Origin of the sequence: Bradyrhizobium sp. SZCCHNR3119 (assembly GCF_032487775.1) — a bacterium.
Taxonomy (GTDB): Bacteria; Pseudomonadota; Alphaproteobacteria; order Rhizobiales; family Xanthobacteraceae; genus Bradyrhizobium.
Genome location: NZ_JAUEUV010000001.1, coordinates 330,349 through 345,187 on the forward strand (window position 1 = coordinate 330,349; position 14,839 = coordinate 345,187).

General features: G+C 63.3%; 15 protein-coding genes. All 15 read right to left on the reverse strand.

Annotated elements, in window-relative coordinates; all coding sequences use genetic code 11:
- Window position 1 precedes the first annotated feature (1 nt).
- The 15 genes from QX034_RS01615 to QX034_RS01685 all read right to left on the reverse strand — a co-directional run bounded on the left by QX034_RS01615 (window position 2) and on the right by QX034_RS01685 (window position 14,839).
- Window positions 2-775, reverse strand: a complete 774-nt coding sequence (locus QX034_RS01615; RefSeq protein ID WP_316168680.1) for a transglycosylase SLT domain-containing protein — start codon at window positions 773-775, stop codon at window positions 2-4.
- A gap of 30 nt (window positions 776-805) precedes the next feature.
- Complete coding sequence (locus tag QX034_RS01620) at window positions 806-1,345, reverse strand: YbjN domain-containing protein (protein ID WP_316168682.1); 540 nt, start codon at window positions 1,343-1,345, stop codon at window positions 806-808.
- A gap of 68 nt (window positions 1,346-1,413) precedes the next feature.
- Window positions 1,414-2,169: a hypothetical protein gene (locus QX034_RS01625; RefSeq protein ID WP_315705573.1), complete on the reverse strand. Its 756-nt coding sequence runs from the start codon at window positions 2,167-2,169 to the stop codon at window positions 1,414-1,416.
- A 7-nt stretch (window positions 2,170-2,176) separates the two neighbouring features.
- Window positions 2,177-3,253 carry a peptidyl-prolyl cis-trans isomerase gene (locus QX034_RS01630; RefSeq protein ID WP_409977755.1) on the reverse strand — a complete coding sequence of 359 codons (1,077 nt, stop codon included), beginning with the start codon at window positions 3,251-3,253 and terminating at the stop codon, window positions 2,177-2,179.
- Window positions 3,250-3,849, reverse strand: coding sequence for a hypothetical protein (locus QX034_RS01635; protein WP_316194944.1), 600 nt, complete (start codon window positions 3,847-3,849; stop codon window positions 3,250-3,252). The genes QX034_RS01630 and QX034_RS01635 overlap by 4 nt, the downstream gene beginning before the upstream one ends.
- Before the next feature lie 3 nt (window positions 3,850-3,852).
- A complete protein-coding gene (locus QX034_RS01640) occupies window positions 3,853-5,727 on the reverse strand; it encodes a putative porin (RefSeq protein ID WP_316194945.1) in 1,875 nt (624 codons plus the stop codon).
- Window positions 5,728-5,772: 45 nt separating this feature from the next.
- The gene (locus tag QX034_RS01645; RefSeq protein ID WP_315705569.1) at window positions 5,773-6,516 is read right to left on the reverse strand and encodes a TonB family protein; all 744 of its coding nucleotides are present in this window, start codon (window positions 6,514-6,516) and stop codon (window positions 5,773-5,775) included.
- The gene (locus tag QX034_RS01650; RefSeq protein WP_315705568.1) at window positions 6,513-7,007 is read right to left on the reverse strand and encodes a hypothetical protein; all 495 of its coding nucleotides are present in this window, start codon (window positions 7,005-7,007) and stop codon (window positions 6,513-6,515) included. The genes QX034_RS01645 and QX034_RS01650 overlap by 4 nt, the downstream gene beginning before the upstream one ends.
- A 20-nt stretch (window positions 7,008-7,027) precedes the next feature.
- Entirely contained in the window at window positions 7,028-7,432 is a 405-nt protein-coding gene (locus tag QX034_RS01655; protein WP_008967785.1) for an ExbD/TolR family protein, read from the reverse strand.
- A 4-nt stretch (window positions 7,433-7,436) separates the two neighbouring features.
- A complete protein-coding gene (locus tag QX034_RS01660) occupies window positions 7,437-9,449 on the reverse strand; it encodes a DUF2341 domain-containing protein (RefSeq protein ID WP_316194946.1) in 2,013 nt (670 codons plus the stop codon).
- Complete coding sequence (locus tag QX034_RS01665; protein WP_409997821.1) at window positions 9,449-11,119, reverse strand: ShlB/FhaC/HecB family hemolysin secretion/activation protein; 1,671 nt, start codon at window positions 11,117-11,119, stop codon at window positions 9,449-9,451. The genes QX034_RS01660 and QX034_RS01665 overlap by 1 nt, the downstream gene beginning before the upstream one ends.
- Window positions 11,120-11,414: 295 nt before the next feature.
- The gene (locus QX034_RS01670) at window positions 11,415-11,858 is read right to left on the reverse strand and encodes a hypothetical protein (RefSeq protein ID WP_315727875.1); all 444 of its coding nucleotides are present in this window, start codon (window positions 11,856-11,858) and stop codon (window positions 11,415-11,417) included.
- 46 nt (window positions 11,859-11,904) lie between these two features.
- Entirely contained in the window at window positions 11,905-12,891 is a 987-nt protein-coding gene (locus QX034_RS01675) for a FecR family protein (protein WP_316194947.1), read from the reverse strand.
- Window positions 12,892-13,157: 266 nt separating this feature from the next.
- The gene (locus tag QX034_RS01680; RefSeq protein ID WP_315705563.1) at window positions 13,158-13,709 is read right to left on the reverse strand and encodes an RNA polymerase sigma factor; all 552 of its coding nucleotides are present in this window, start codon (window positions 13,707-13,709) and stop codon (window positions 13,158-13,160) included.
- Between the two features lie 221 nt (window positions 13,710-13,930).
- A complete protein-coding gene (locus QX034_RS01685; protein ID WP_315705562.1) occupies window positions 13,931-14,839 on the reverse strand; it encodes a flagellin in 909 nt (302 codons plus the stop codon).

Consider the following 14,839-nt stretch of genomic DNA (forward strand, 5'->3'; position numbering starts at 1 on the left):
CTCACCTCCCACCACGAACCTGCATCACCAGCGTGCTCAGCTTTGTATTCAGCGCGGCGAGGTCCACACGCGCGAGCGCGCCGCCGCCGAGACATTTGCGACCGCAGCCGCCGCCCGCAGCCCTCACCCCGACACTGCCGGGCGCCCCGAAACTCGCAACCGGCACGCTGCCGGTCACCGGAAAGCCGCGCGCCACGAGCTTCGCACGCACGGCCACGCAATAATCGACCGACAGATAGGAGAAGCGCGTCTCGCCATGGCCTGCCCGATATTTCATTGTGGCCGTGCAGAGATCGCCGCCGGCGAGCCGCCACGCCTGCGCCAGATACATCACGCCGTAATGGATATTGGTCTCGGGCACCGCGAGTTCGGCATTGTTACCGTTGAAGCCCAGCATGCGCGCGGTCGAGGGCATGATCTGCATCAGCCCGATCTCGCCGGAGCCGCCGATCGCATTGGGATTGAAGCCGCTCTCGACCGCCATCACGGCCTCGGCGATCGCCGGCGCCAACCCCTGCTGCCCGGCCTCTTTCGTGATCAGCGCCCGATAATACGACAGCGTATCGCCGCGGTTGATCGACTCGTCCGGCTTGGCGGCGGGAACCGATGTCTCGGGCGCAGGGGCGCGCTGGGCAAACGACACCTCGCCCTCGCCCGGCTCGGCGCGCGCCGCGGCGACGATCGTTGCGGCAGTCAATCCGAGCGCCGCAGCCGCACTGCGGCCGTAGGCGCATCGCCTGCCTGTCCCGTACGCTTGCTGCCGCTGCGTCCTCATGAGCCCTCCGCGCGCCCGCTTCTGACGCCGCTACTGAACCGTGCGCGGTGCATCGGATTCGGCAATGCGCGAAGGGATCGTTGCGGTCGGCTGCGCGGGCACCGCATTGCCGGTTTGTGCAGCGGGTGCATTCGCTCTGGCAAGATGCGCCAGCTCCTCGCGCAGGAAACCGACAAGCTGCTGCACAAGATGATCCCAGATTTCGATCTGCGCACGGACATGGGTCTGCGTGACGCCGCCGGCCAGCGAGAAATCGAGCGACAGGGCCAGGAACGGCGGGCTCAACTGCAAGCGCGCGAACCGCCGCGTCGCATTCCAGCGGTTGACCACCTCGATCGGCAATTCGCCCTGGACCTGCAGCACCGCGATCAGCGCGACATCGACGAAGCCCTGCTCGTCACCAGCCGAACGATTGCCAGGACGGATGTCGAAAGCGAGTCCGTTGGTTGCGGATCGCAGGTAGGAAACATTGACAACAGGATCGGTCAAAGTCTCGACACGGTAGCCGGCGAGTTGAAACAGGTCGCGCAGGCCATCGAGCGAGAGCTGGGTGATGGTGGCATCGGACATCGAAAACTCCGTCAGCGTCGTTCAATTACGTCGATCATCGTTGGGCCGGCGAACCTATGTCCCCGGCCTCACTGGAGCGTCTCGCGAAGGGTGACCTGCTCGGGCCAGGCGCGGCGATCGGCATCTTGCTGCGGCGAGAGTCCCGGCGGTCGATCGGGTCCCATCACGGCTCGCACGCCGCGGAGAACATCCGGCAGGATCTGCCCAGCCAGGCAGTCGCAGGTCGCAACCCCCATGCGGATGTGCTGCACCGTGGCCCGCAGCGCGGCCGGTCGCCGCCCGCCTGCGAACGCTTGGACGACACCTGACCGGCCGACAACCATGTCACCGCTGAATCTTGCCTCGATCCGCACCGCCGGTCCTCGTGCATCCGCACCCAGCCGGTCGTTGACCGGCAAATTGCGCAGCGTCGCCTGCGCGTCCGCAATCAACAGCTGCAGATGGCGCAAGGCTTCCTCGCCGCCGACCAGATGGTGGTCGAGATGCACGGTGCCGAGCAGCAGATCGGCATCCACCATGATGCTGAAGCGCTCGTCCTCCACCGCCATCGGGATGGACCTCGATAGCTGCCAACGCGTCACTCTGGCGGCACGCCTGTCGTCGCCGTTGATCACGATGCTGCACTTGACGGTGATGCGCCGGTTACCCGCCTCATCGCGCGTCATCTCATCGCCGAACTGCAGCACGATGCTGCTTCCCACAGGCAGAACATGCCGGCCGGGCGCGACGGCCATCGCGCTGGCAAAACCGCCCGCCGCGAGCAGTGCGCGCATGCGGTCGGCGGTCAGTACCGGCTCGGCTTGTGGTGTCGACGAGACTGACATCGCGCAACTATCTCGCGGCCGGCGACTGTTCGCCGACCAGGCCAGACAGGGCAAGCTCGTTGATGACAGGCGGATGCTGCTTCAGGAGCTCGGCCAGATAAGCGCGCCGCACCGCCGTCGCGCGCTCGTTGCGAATCTGCTGCACCAGCGCATCACGGACTTCCGGCAGCGTCCGTGTGTAGGGCGCCCTGGTATCGATCAGCTTGATCAGGTGCCAACCGTCGTCCAGCTTGATCGGGTCGGCGTACGTGTTCTTGGCGAGCTCCATGACGCGCGGACGGATCTCGGGCCTGATCTGAGCTTCGGCAACCCAGCCGAGCTCGCCGCCGTTCTTGGCCTCATTGACCTCGTCGGCGATAGCTGCAAAATCGGCGCCCGCCGCCTTCAGCTTGCGCTGCACCTCGTCGATGGTTTTCTTCGCTTTGTCCTCAGTCGCCTTATCGGCGTCCTTCGGCACCGGCACGAAGATCTGCGCGAGCTCGAATTGCCGCGGCACCAGGAACGAGGCACGGTTGGCGTCGTAGACCTTCTGCAGATCGTCCTCGTTCGGGAAGTTGGCCGGTGGCGCCGAGACCGACTGCAGATAGAGCTCGACTATCGCGCTCTCGCGCACCCGCTCCAGCTGTTCGGCAATGTTCGGCTGCTGGTCCCACTTCTTCGCCGCGACCTCCTGCAGCACCAGGCGGTTGGCCAGCATCATCCGGACTGCCTGGCTGAGCAGCGCCGGATCCTGGCTGACGGCAGCCCGTTCGCGGGGCGCGAGCGAGGCGACATAGGCGCGGATCTCATCTGTCGAGATGTTGGTCGCGCCGACGCGCGCAATCACATCGTCGCTGGTCTTCGCAGCTGCCGCGCCTTGCGCTCCCGCCGTGGCCGCACCTTGCGTCACCGAAGGCGCAGTTGCCGGCTGCGCAGCGACTGCGGCCGGAGCCGGAGGCTTCGGCTTCACGGCCGGCTGCGCTTGCATCGGGCGGTTCGGGACGGCGCTTTGCGCCGCCACCGCCATCGAAACGCAGCTCAGCGCGCTGGCGACAGCGGCCAAGCGAAGCGGACGGAAAGCACGGACAAGGCAAAAGGAAGTCATTGTGCGGCCTTTTGATCGAGGAACTTGTCGTTGGTGTCTTGGAGGCTGTTCTGGATTTCGACACGGCGCAGCCCGAGCACGGGCTCTCGCGCAACAATTGTGTCGCCGATGGTGACACTTTGATAACGGCCGAGAAGTTCCTGCCCGGCCTTGATCAGCTGCGTATTCTTGGCGACGCAGCCCTGGGTCGACGCCTTGTAGGCGTTGGCCTCAGCCTCGAACTTGGCGCGCGCGGCATCCCGGTCGCGCGCGACATTCGCGGCCTCCTCGTAGGCCGACTTCCATTTCTCCAGAGTTTCGTCCCGCTCGGCGAGCCGCCGGTTGAACTCCTCCACCGCCTCGCGATGCTGCTTCTCGACCTGGCGGACCTCGGCCTTGGCCGCCTCGATCTGCGCTTTCGCCGCCGCCTTCTCGCGCTCCGCCGCGGCAAGCTTGGCCTGCAGCTGCGCGCGCTGGTCTTCCAGCTGGCGCGTCTGCAGCGTCGCCGCGCGCAAGGCCTCCCGCAGCTTGTCGGCTTCGGTTTCCGCGCGCGCCGCTCCGGTCTGCAAGCACAACATAACGGACGCAACGCTCAGGGTGATGATGCGCATGGTCATGGCTCAGAACTTCGCGTTGAGATCGACCAGGAGCACGTCGACCGCGTAAGGCACGCCCCCGATATTGTTGGCGCTCATCCAGCGCACCGAGGCCCAGACGTTCTCGCTCAGGCCGACATTGCCGCCGATGAAATAACCTTTGAGATTGGTGCCGCCGAGACCGAAATCAGGATCGGTGAAGGCATCGAGCGTGGCGTCGGACTCCAGATATTTGTAGCCGACATGCGCGTTCCAATCGCCGAGATGCTTGATCTCCCGGTTGCCGACGGTGACGCGCGCCATCCAGCCCTTATCGCCGCCGTCGAAGGGCCCGTATGTGACCGTCCCGGTCGCGTTGGAGCTGGTTCCGGCGCGATTGTTGATTGCAATGCCCGGCGTGTAGGCCGGCACCGTTCCCGTTCCCGGAAGAGTCAGCGCCCGATTGAACGCCGTATTCCAGACGAATTCGCCATCGATCACGATGTGGTAGGGATGGAAGTCGCCAAGATCGACCGATCCGCCGGCGACCAGCGGTCGATATTTCTGCACCAGGCCCAAATATTGATATTGCAGGATCGCGCCGTTGTTGTTCCAAATTCCGGGCTCGATGTTGCGCAGGTACATATAGGTGTTGCCCTTTTGCGCGAACAGCGGCCGCGACAGATCGGAACTACAGCTATCCGAGCTGACATAGATGACGCAGGATGAAGAAAGCTGTCCCTGCACATTCCCGAAATCGTAATATGCGACGGCGAGACGGAATTCGTGAACCGGATCGAAACGCGACGCGAAGCCCGCCTGAGCTCCGAATAACCATTTGTCGTGGCTCTTATACTTTGAATCGAGAAAGAAGGAATTGTTGCTACTTGCATTGAAGTCGGTGTTGAAGATCGGGAAGGCGCCGATGACGCCGAACGGCGTAAATTCCTCGGAAAGCTGGTGCTTGGCCTGTAACGCAAACCCATCGAAGCCTAGTTCTCGGTACCACACCAAATCGGTCGGCGACCAGAATGGATTATCGAAGCGGCCCACCGACGCCACGAGATCCTGGTTCCAGTTCTGGTAGGTCAGATAACCTCGATCGAGCCAAAGGGAATATTTGGAGAAATTCGAACCGCCACCGCCCAGCGTCTGGTTGGTCGAGACCGGCGAGTTGTCCTGGCCGGTGGCAATTCTGAAACCGGCAGCAAAGCCGTTGGTGAGGTCCGCGTCCATCCCAAGCCGTGCACGCAACCGAACCTGATTTCGATTTTGCGTCGTATTGTAGGTTGGAAAGTTGACGTTACTACTGAGATCGTACGGAGCTCCTGTATTGATCGCCGTTACATTCATCGCATCAAGCTGATCGTTGCCGGTCGGGAAGAAGCTGCCCTGATAGCGGGCGCGGAAGTCGCCGTAGAGGTGGACGCGCTGCGCCCATTCCGGATAGCGGCCGGGCGAAGCCCAATTTTCCTTCTCCGCCTTCGCCATGACCTCCTTCTTGATCTCCTCGCGAAGCTGCCGCTTGACGACCTCCGGCACGTAGGTGACATGGCGAGTGCCCGGCGGCTCGGCTGCGGACGCCGCGGCATTGGCCGCCTTCGCCGCCTCATCTGCCTTGGCAGACGCATTCTTCGCCGCCTGCCGCGATACATAGGCCTCGTCATCGGCCTGCTTGATCAGCGCCGTGGCCTGCTCCTCAGTGAGGACACCCTGCTTCACCAGGAGATTGACCAGATTGATCGTCGCGTTCGGCGAGGTCGGCCTCGCATCCGACAGCTTCGGCCGCTTGGTGTCGGCCTTGCTTGCAGAAGCTTGATTGGCGTCCTGCCCGAAGGCGGGCATACCGGATGCAAGCGCAGCCAGCGAAACGGCGAGCATCAATGTGCGCCGGCGTGCGTTTGAAGTGAAGTCCAACATTGGTCCCCTGTCCTCTTACTCGTCGTCTTGCTTATTCAAATCGTGTCAGGTCGGCCGCCGCGCGGTCACGCGCGTGTCAATCGGCATCGGCATGTCCTTCGGGGGCGGCTCACGCAGGGTCAGGCGCGCCAGCTCGTCGCGGATCGCCGAATCGAGTTCGGCATCGCCGGTCGACGACACGAGCTGAACTCGGCTGACGCGGCCTGTGCTCTCCGCCCACAAGCGGATGCGAACCTGCATGATCGCATTTCGCGTCTTGTTATTGCCGCGCAGCGCAGACTCCATCTGAGCCTGCACCTGCGAGGCGTACCAACCCCAGCGACTGCCACCTCCGCCGCCGCCCCCGAGCGGACTGCCGCCGACCTTGCTGCCGAGATTGAACGAGTCGCCCGGCCCAGTGGCCTTGGCGTCGAGCGCGAGCGGCCCCGGAGGCTCCTCGTTCTTGGCTTCCTTGATCGGCTCCTTTTCCAGCGGCTTCTCGAGCGGCTTCTCCTCCATGAACTTCTGCTCGGCCTCCACCGGCTGCTCGATCATCTTCTGTTCGGGCGGTGGAGGTGGCGGCGGCGGCGGTGGCGTAATGTTGACGATCGTGATCTCATGGATCTGGCGCGGCGGAGGCAGATCGTCCCCACCAAACAGCGAATAGGCTGCGCTACCGACCAACAACACAACGCCGGTTAGCGCTGCACCGTAACGCGAGCCGGGATGTCCAAAATAGGCCCGCAGACCACGGTCCTTGGCCTCCCCTGCTTCGGCATCCTCTTCCCAATCGGTCCTCGGTTGGTTCATGGCGCGCCTCCGCTCTGGTCCAGCTCGCCATGACGCTCGGCGAGATATTGCAGGACGAACTTCACCAGCGTGGCGAACTCGGCCGTCTCCAGCGTCAGTCGCGACGCCGGTACCGCGTCGATTTTCAGGTGAAAGGTCGAGTCCTCGGCGTGAAACTCGACATAAGCATCGCGATCCAGCGACAGCCGCGGCCGGGGGCTGCGCGACATCGTCATCAGGAACGGATCGTCCGCAGCACCGGCCCGCAGCACCCGCTCGCGCAGCGTGCCCGCGAGATTGACCAGCAGCGCCTCGCCGCGAACAGGAAATGCCAGAACCGCCCCCTCACCATGCTCGACATGCGCCTCGGCTGCAGTCGCAATCGCGACGGTGCTCACGACGGCCGGACGAAATCTGGCCAGCGTGCGCAGCAGAGCGTCGCGCATCTGCACGAGGACACCATCATGCGCGTCCTTGTCGCGAACTGGAGTGTGATGGAATGGGCTGCGCATCGGTTCGGATCACCCCCGGCTTATTTCACGAGCGGTTTGGTCGCCAAGCCGACCTGTGTGAGGCCGATGCGGCCGAGCAGATCGAGCACGTCCATCACGCTCTGGTACTGAGCCTGCGCGTCGCCGCGAAGCACCACCGGAAATTCCGGCGTCAGCGCCTTTTGCTGGATCAGTCGCTGCTCGAGCTCGGGCAAAGTCACGGGAATGGTGTCCAGAAAGATCTTGCCATCATTGGCAACCGTGATCGCCTTGGTGGTCTGCGTCGCCAAGCTCGGCGCAGCAGATGCCTTCGGCAGATTGACCTTCTGCCCCTGCACGGTGGCCGTGGTCATGATGATGAAGATCACCAGGAGCACATAGGCGAGGTCCAACATCGGCGTGATGTTGATGTCGTCATAGGGCTTCGAGTCGGATTGGACCTGCATCGCACTACTCCGCGGCCAGCCGGTGATCGACCGGGTCCGGCCGATCGACGGAATAAAGCTCTGCGATGCGGGTAACGAGCTCGTCGACGAAGATCTGCAGGTCGCTGGTCAGGTCCTTGATCCTCGAGATCAAGTAGTTGTAACCGAACAGCGCCGGGATCGCGACGCCGAGGCCCGCCACTGTGGCAACCAGTGCCGCCGCAATGCCGGGCGCGATCGCGTTGACATTGACGTCGCCACTCGCCGCGATCGCCGCAAAGGTGATCATGACGCCGACCACGGTGCCGAGCAGGCCAAGGAACGGACCGCCGGAGATCGCGATCGTCAGGACCACCATCATTCGGTTCAGCCGCTGCATCTCCTTGACGACGGCGCCGTCGAGCGAGGCCCGGATGGCCGCAATCGAGCTCGCCGACAGCACCGGCATTGCCGTGCGGGCGGACCGGCGGCGGACTTCATCGGCGCAGACATGATAGATGCGGTAGAGCGACGACGAGCTTATCCGCGACGCATCGCCGGTCTTGAGCCGTCCCCCGAGCGTTGCGACCTCCTGCTCCGTGCCCCGGCTGAGCAGGGTCAAATCGAAATTGACGTCGCGGTAGCTGCGCAGGAAACGCGCATTGCCGCGGGACTGTCGATTGAGAAACGAGGCGCGGTCAAGCATCACCACCCAACTGATCGCACCCATCACGAGCAGGATGCCGATCACGACCCAGCCGTCGATCGTGACCGACTTCAGGATCACCGCAAAATAGCCTGACAGCCAGCTTGCGGTTTCCTCGTCGACGCTGAACGAGATCAGTTTGCCCTGATCGGGGCCCTGCCCGATCGCTGCAACGCGGATGAAGCCGGCAGGCCGCGCCACTTTGCCGATCTGAAACTCGTCGATGTCGCCGACGAACCCCGCCATCGCTGCCGGCGCCGCCGCTACGGGCGCAGCCGGCGCACTTCCATCCGCAGACGGCGTCGCTGTACTTCCATCGGCGGACGGCGCCGGCGATGAGGATGCCGGCGCCGCCGCGGCAGCCACGGTGGAGGCAGCCGTGTCTCCGCCGACGAAAGCAAGCGTGTTGAGTGCCGGGAGCGGCACGTCGAGCGCGGCATAAGCGCTGCCGTCAAGATAGAGCGTCACCTTGCCGCTGCCGGCGGCCACCGCGATATGATGCCAAGAGTTGACCGCAATCGGCGCAGCCGTGGTGCTGCGCTGCGTAGCTCCCCCGTTGCTGACCTCGACGAACGGCGCGCCGCTGTCGAGGCCGATGACGAAGGCATTCGCACCGTCGCGGCGGCTATACAACGCCGTGTTCGGCTGCAGCGCGGCCGGCTTGACCCATACCGACCACGTCCAGCCGGTGTCGCCAGCGATCGCGAGCGACGACGAGGACGGCAAGGTCAGCGGTGTCACACCGTCAAGCCGCAGCCCCGTGCCGATCAGGGCACCATCGGCCGGCTGGCCCACGCTCTGGGCATTGTTGGCCCAGACCGTCGAATCCAGCGCCGGCGTGCCGCGCTCGGTGAAATGATAGACCAGCGCAGCGTCGGGATCATATGTCCCTTTGGCGTCAGCCGCAGGCACCGCTTTCTTGTTCCCGTAGTAGAGCCAGAACTCGGACTTGGCACCAGGCTGCAAGTTCGGCACCGAAACCCACACCAGGGCCTCGCCGAGCAGCGCATCATATTTTTCGATGTGAAACTTCAGCGGGCTTTTGTCGTCAGCTGCAACGAAGCGCAGATCGCTTCCATCATCCTTGGTGGCGCTGAAGCGGAAATTGCCGGGGTGCAGCCGCACCAAGATGGGTGTGGTGCCGATCGGATCGGTAATATTGGCGCCCGCCGCACTCGCGTCGATCGTGATTTTCTTACGCAGCGGCCATTCGTCGTTCCACCACGCTCGCGCCGGCGAGGCGGACAGGAGCGCCACTCCGACCATGGCGAGCAAGGCCGTGAGCATCACCCTCGTTGCCGCGCCTGCCAGGCGATATCCGGCCCGTAGCATGTCATCCCATCCGAGCGTCATCAGAATTCACCCCAAAGCCGGAAGTTGACGCGCGGATCGCCCGCGCGGGTATAGGTCTGGTTCGCCATCGGCATCGAGACGACGACCACGCCATTGATCGAGTTGAACACCTTGAAGCGCGACCCGAGGCCGTAGCTCCAGAGGTCGAACTGCGAGAATTGCTCGGGCAACGGATGCTGGACGTTGACGTGGCCGATGTCCGAAAAGGCGAACAGCCGCCATTCATTGAAGGTGGTGAATCGCGGCGTACCCTGCCCGGTCTCGTCCTTCATCTGCTTCTGCAGCATTGCGCCGATATCGGGACTGCGAATTTCCACATTGCCGATGACACCGTCATCACCGAGCACCTCGGACTCGAGATAGCCGCGCACGGTGTCGAGACCGCCAGCGCTGAGCTGCTCGCTCGAGACCAGCGGTCCGTCGGCGATCTGGGTCTGCAGCCTGCCCCACAACTGGTAGCCTTCCGGCAGTTCCTGGGTGTGCGAGATATCGACGTTGAAATGCGTGAAGCTCGGCGACGCATGGTAGCGCTTATTGTCGAAGGCGATAAAATCGCTCGACAGCGGCCGCAGATTGTAGGTCAGCGCAGCGTTGAACTGGGTGGTGAACTTCTCGTACTGGAAGGTCGCGCCGTAATTGGCGACCAGCGGATAATACGTCACAGGCGAACCGAAGCTGCCGGAGCCGAGTTGTGTCGTCGTCTGCTCGAAATGCTTGTAGTCGATGCCGGCCGACAGGGTGTGAAAGAAGTTGTCCCGGCTCGGCAAGGTCATCACCGCACGGCCGCCGACGATCTCGCCTGGACCGACGATGTTGGTCCCGCCGACGGTTGCGACGTCGCTGCTCGATTTCACGCCATAGAGCAGTACGCTCAGCCAGTCGATATCCGTACGCGCCAGATATGAGGCCGAGAACACTTCGGCGTCCTGCCGGCGCGCAGGCGCAACCTGATAAGTGAAACTGAAGGAATGGCCGAGCTGCCAGAGATTGTCGTAGTGTACTGTCGCACTGACGCGGGTCGCGGTCGTATTCGGCGACTGCCGATTATTGACTTCGAGACTGCCATGGATAGGCGCCTTGTCCTCGACATTGAGGTCAACGTCCACCGTTCCTGGCGTCACACCCGCGCGCAGCGCCGGCGTCACACGTCGATCCGGCCATTGGTTGAGCGCGACAATGTCCTTGGTGACTTGGTTGAAGTTCGGCACCGTGCCTTCCTTGAGCGACGGCGCCTTGTCCTTGATCTTGTCGAGATCGAAGTAGCGGGAGTTCTTGACGCGCAGTCGCCCGACCTTGAGCTCGGTCACCTTGAGCACGACGACCTTCTGGCTCACATTCTGCTGAGGCACCGCGACGCTGACGGTTTGAAAGCCCTTGTCGTGATAGGCTTTCTCCAGCGCCGCTCGCGCCTTCTCGACATCCTCCGATGTCCTGTTCGGTCCAAGGAACGGATAGATCGCCTCCTCGATCTCGATCTGCGGCAACTTGTCCGCGCCTTGAACGGCGAAGTCGTCGATATCGAAATGCGCAAGCGGCTGCTGCGGTGCCGCTGCGCCCGGCGCAGCAGAACTCGCGGGCTTTTGCTCCGTTGGCTTTTGCTCGCTTTGCGCCGGCGCAGCTTTCTCGGCCGAGGCCTGCCCGATGGCAGCAACGCTGCCGATCACCGCCATCATGGCCAGCCTCAGGCAAAACATCACCGTTCGGGCGGATGCGATTCCGCCACGCCTAAAATCCCGATCAAACTGCACGGACGCTCGCTCGGCCCCCAAACACGCATATGAGCCCGCGGCGGGATGCCGGGTTCATGGTGTCCTTGTTCAAAAGACGATTGAAGCAGGGCGAGACTGAATCGAAATTTTAACGATCATGTGCCCGGCGGCGAAGCGCGAAGCATGACTGTGATATTTGCGCCACGCGCCGATCGCTCCAAGGCGCGACCATCCGAATGGGTCGTGCAAGCAAGATCTAATTTATATTGAGTGAGAGGCGCAGGTTCAGAGGTTGTAGCAGGTCGGGCGGTGGAGACATGCCGACCGTCCCGCGCGCGAGAAGGGTGTGCAGATCCGCATCCGCCTGCACATTCTTCAGCGGCGGAAACGCCACCTTCTCGATCGTGCCTTGCGCACCGACCCAGGTCTGCACCGTGAATGCTTGGGGTGGACCGTCATCCTTGCCGCGGTGCTCGACCAGATAACTCCGAAACCGATTTGCGATTTCATCATCGGCGCTGATGTTCGCTTCGAAATGAGTCGTCACGAGCTTTGCAAAGGCCGCCCAATGCGAAGGCGCGCCGGCGACCGGGCGATAATCCTGCGCCCGTGCTGGGTTGAGCAAGCAGAGCAGCCAGCAGATGATCGCGATCGCAGACGAATATCGATAGCCGACCGATGATCCCGACCTCCATGCCATCTATCGCCTCCCCGCTTTAAGGTCTTCGGGCGCCGCTGTGATGTCCTCAGCTCAACAGGACAAGACCGCCGGGCAGAGTCCGCGCATCGGCACCGAACAGACTCTGCACCTGCGCAATGAAATCATCGAGATGATCGAGATAGAACGTGCCCGATATCATGCGTCGGCCAAGTCCTCCCATCACCACGATCCGGCCCGGCCGATAGCGGTTGATTTCCTGGACCAGCCGTTCCACCGGCCAATCGCGGACGATCAGGAGGCCATTCAACCAGGCCTGTGTCTGCTCGATGTCGGCATCCGAGACCGGCATCAGGCCGGCTTGCGCAGAATAAGAGAGCTTCTGGCGGCCGGCGAGCGCCGCGCGTTGCCCCTTCCATTCGATCTCGACGCTTCCCTCGATGCACGACACCGAAACCCTGCCGTCGAGGCATCTGACGTTGAAGATCGCCTGCTGCGCGCTGATCTGCCCACCGGCTGCACCGATCACAAACGGGACCTCGGCCTCACGTGCGGCCTGAACGGCGGCTTCACCTGAGATCAGCTCGATCGACGGCCGCCCCGGCGTACGCCGAACGGTAACGCTTGTCTGCGTGTTGAGCGTGAGCGAGACGTCCTCCGCCAGAGAAATGCGACGCCGCTCCCCCTTGGCGGTCCGGTAGTCCGCCGACAGTTCCTCCCAAGATGGCCATAAGCCAAATGGCGGTTGCGCAGCCAAATAGATGCCGGCCAAGGACGCAGCAGTTGCCATCCCGCCGCCGATCAGCACGCGGCGGCTCAGGTGTGAATTCGTGGCCAGGCGACGCGCTTCGGTGCGACCGCCACTGTGCGGCTCGGCCTGCGCCGCCAGCGTCCGCGCCGCATCTCCAAGACCACGCCACAGTCTGACGGCGTCGCGAAAAGCGGCATCATGTTCAGGACTGCGCTGCCGCCACAGCGCGAGGGCGGCCGCATCCTCCGATGTTGCCTCTCCCGAATGCAGGCGAATGACCCAAGCGAGGGCTTGGCGCAACAACGGGTCCAGTTCGGAAGGCATTTCGTTGCGTGCAGTCAAAGCCGGTCGCTCTTCTCTCTCCGCCGGAAAGCGGCGGCATTCCCGATCACAGCGCGCAGGTCCTGATCAGTAGACGATCCAGCCCCGACCGGACTGAATCGAAAACATCGCGTCGGCGGGCTTTCAAGCTGTTTGTTGGCTGGAACAATCAATCATTCAAAGCTTTTTGCGTGGAATTTTTCGCGGCCAAGTCCTTCCCGGCCGGCCGCTCCGGCCGAAATCCCAGTGCCGCTTCCCGCGCCAGTCTGTCAGTCGCAGGCTCGCGGCTTGGCTTTCGGTCCAAAACGGCGAAGAACCTTGCGACCGAGGCGCTGGCCGAGGTGCTCCATAGCATATTGCAAATCGAAATCGACCGTCCGAACGTTGATCCCGAGGCGGTCGGCAATCTCGCGATGCGGGAGCTGGTGGACATGGGCTGCGATGAAAACGTCGCGCCGACGGGTCGGCAGTTCCGCCAGCGCCTTCTCGAATTCCTGCATTTCGATGCGCGATTCCGCCGCCGCTGCCGGATCCGGTGCTTCGTCGGCGAGATCGACGATCGTCTCAATCTCCGCCGCGCTCAGGAGCTGCTGATCGCCTCTGCGCCTGTCACGCGCAACGTTGAGCGCGGTCTGAAACAGATAATCGAGCGGGCTGCGGACCTCGACTGCATCACTGACCCGGTCGACACGAAGGAAGGTCTCGTGCAGCGCCTCACGGGCAAAGTCCGCGGAGCCCAGGCGGCGGGCTAAGCGCCTGGTCAGCCCTTCGTAATCGGCCGCAAGGGCCTCTCGCAGCGATTTGCTATTCGAATCGGACACTTACGCTGCCCCATCCCGCTGCCGTTCGGCGCGCAACGGCACTCTGCCCCACCAACGTACCTATCGACCGCGGGTGACAATGGCGTGACGGTGGATGGGGCCGAACAGGCCTCTCACCAACCAGATCGAGCCCGAGCGAGGCTGGCGGACCGGTCGTGCCTCGCCGCGGCCCCCGCTTGTCGATCCCCGTAGTCCCCCGGCGCGAGCAGCGAGCGCGCGACCTATCGCAGATAACTTGCCAGGGTGAGGCTCTGGATCTTCGAAATCGCCGTATAGGATGCAGTAAGCTGGGCCTGATAGGTCGAGAGCTGGGCCGTGATCGACGCCACGTCGACGCTGGTGAGATCGGTGTTGAGGCTCTCGGCGTAGCTCTTGAAATCGCTCTGCAGCGATTTCGCGCTCTCGATCTGCGACGTGGCGTTCGAGAGCTTGGCTTGAACCGTCGCAACATCGTCGACGGCGCTGTCGGCGAGTTTCAGCGCGCTGGTGATGTCGCTGCCCGACAGCGACGAGCTGTTGGCGACGAACTTCAAGACCCGCATCACCTCCTCGACGGCCGAGTTGTCGGCGCTGATTCCATAGGTCACGCTCTGACCGTCCGAGACACGGACGGAGGCGAGCTCGCTGTCGCCCTGGTAGTAACTGGTATCCGTTCCGGTCAGCGAGCCGGTCCCCGAGGCGAAGCTGGACAGATCGACGGCAGCGGTCGAGGTCTTGGCCCCGCTGAAGACATATTGGCCGTCGTATTGCGTGTTGAGAATTCCTCCCATCTGCTGCAACAGCTGTTGCGCGGTGCTGATCGCCGATGCCTGCTCCGTGCTGCTGCCCGTCGTGGCGGCACTGAGCGCGGTCCGCAACTGGCTCACCACGTCCGAGATTTGGCCCACTGCCGAATACAGCACCTGCGCCTTGCTGTCGGCCAGCGTCGCAGCGTCGATGTAGGATTGCGCGCGCGTCACCGAGACCTGGAGATTGACGACGTGCTGGGTGTCGGCGCCGTAGCCGGCGAGATATTCCGACTTCAGACCTGATGCCTCCTGGACCTGCATATTGGCCATGATCGCCTGCGTCCGCAGCGCGCTGGAGACCATCTGGTCGGTATTGGCGAAAGTGGCAATCCGCATGATCAT

What these genes read in the sequence shown, in the direction of transcription:
- QX034_RS01615 (WP_316168680.1), bottom strand. Translation starts at nt 775, where the DNA reads ATGAGGACGCAGCGGCAGCAAGCGTACGGGACAGGCAGGCGATGCGCC.
- QX034_RS01620 (WP_316168682.1), bottom strand. Translation starts at nt 1,345, where the DNA reads ATGTCCGATGCCACCATCACCCAGCTCTCGCTCGATGGCCTGCGCGAC.
- QX034_RS01625 (WP_315705573.1), bottom strand. Translation starts at nt 2,169, where the DNA reads ATGTCAGTCTCGTCGACACCACAAGCCGAGCCGGTACTGACCGCCGAC.
- QX034_RS01630 (WP_409977755.1), bottom strand. Translation starts at nt 3,253, where the DNA reads ATGACTTCCTTTTGCCTTGTCCGTGCTTTCCGTCCGCTTCGCTTGGCC.
- QX034_RS01635 (WP_316194944.1), bottom strand. Translation starts at nt 3,849, where the DNA reads ATGACCATGCGCATCATCACCCTGAGCGTTGCGTCCGTTATGTTGTGC.
- QX034_RS01640 (WP_316194945.1), bottom strand. Translation starts at nt 5,727, where the DNA reads ATGTTGGACTTCACTTCAAACGCACGCCGGCGCACATTGATGCTCGCC.
- QX034_RS01645 (WP_315705569.1), bottom strand. Translation starts at nt 6,516, where the DNA reads ATGAACCAACCGAGGACCGATTGGGAAGAGGATGCCGAAGCAGGGGAG.
- QX034_RS01650 (WP_315705568.1), bottom strand. Translation starts at nt 7,007, where the DNA reads ATGCGCAGCCCATTCCATCACACTCCAGTTCGCGACAAGGACGCGCAT.
- QX034_RS01655 (WP_008967785.1), bottom strand. Translation starts at nt 7,432, where the DNA reads ATGCAGGTCCAATCCGACTCGAAGCCCTATGACGACATCAACATCACG.
- QX034_RS01660 (WP_316194946.1), bottom strand. Translation starts at nt 9,449, where the DNA reads ATGACGCTCGGATGGGATGACATGCTACGGGCCGGATATCGCCTGGCA.
- QX034_RS01665 (WP_409997821.1), bottom strand. Translation starts at nt 11,119, where the DNA reads ATGGCGGTGATCGGCAGCGTTGCTGCCATCGGGCAGGCCTCGGCCGAG.
- QX034_RS01670 (WP_315727875.1), bottom strand. Translation starts at nt 11,858, where the DNA reads ATGGCATGGAGGTCGGGATCATCGGTCGGCTATCGATATTCGTCTGCG.
- QX034_RS01675 (WP_316194947.1), bottom strand. Translation starts at nt 12,891, where the DNA reads ATGCCTTCCGAACTGGACCCGTTGTTGCGCCAAGCCCTCGCTTGGGTC.
- QX034_RS01685 (WP_315705562.1), bottom strand. Translation starts at nt 14,839, where the DNA reads ATGATCATGCGGATTGCCACTTTCGCCAATACCGACCAGATGGTCTCC.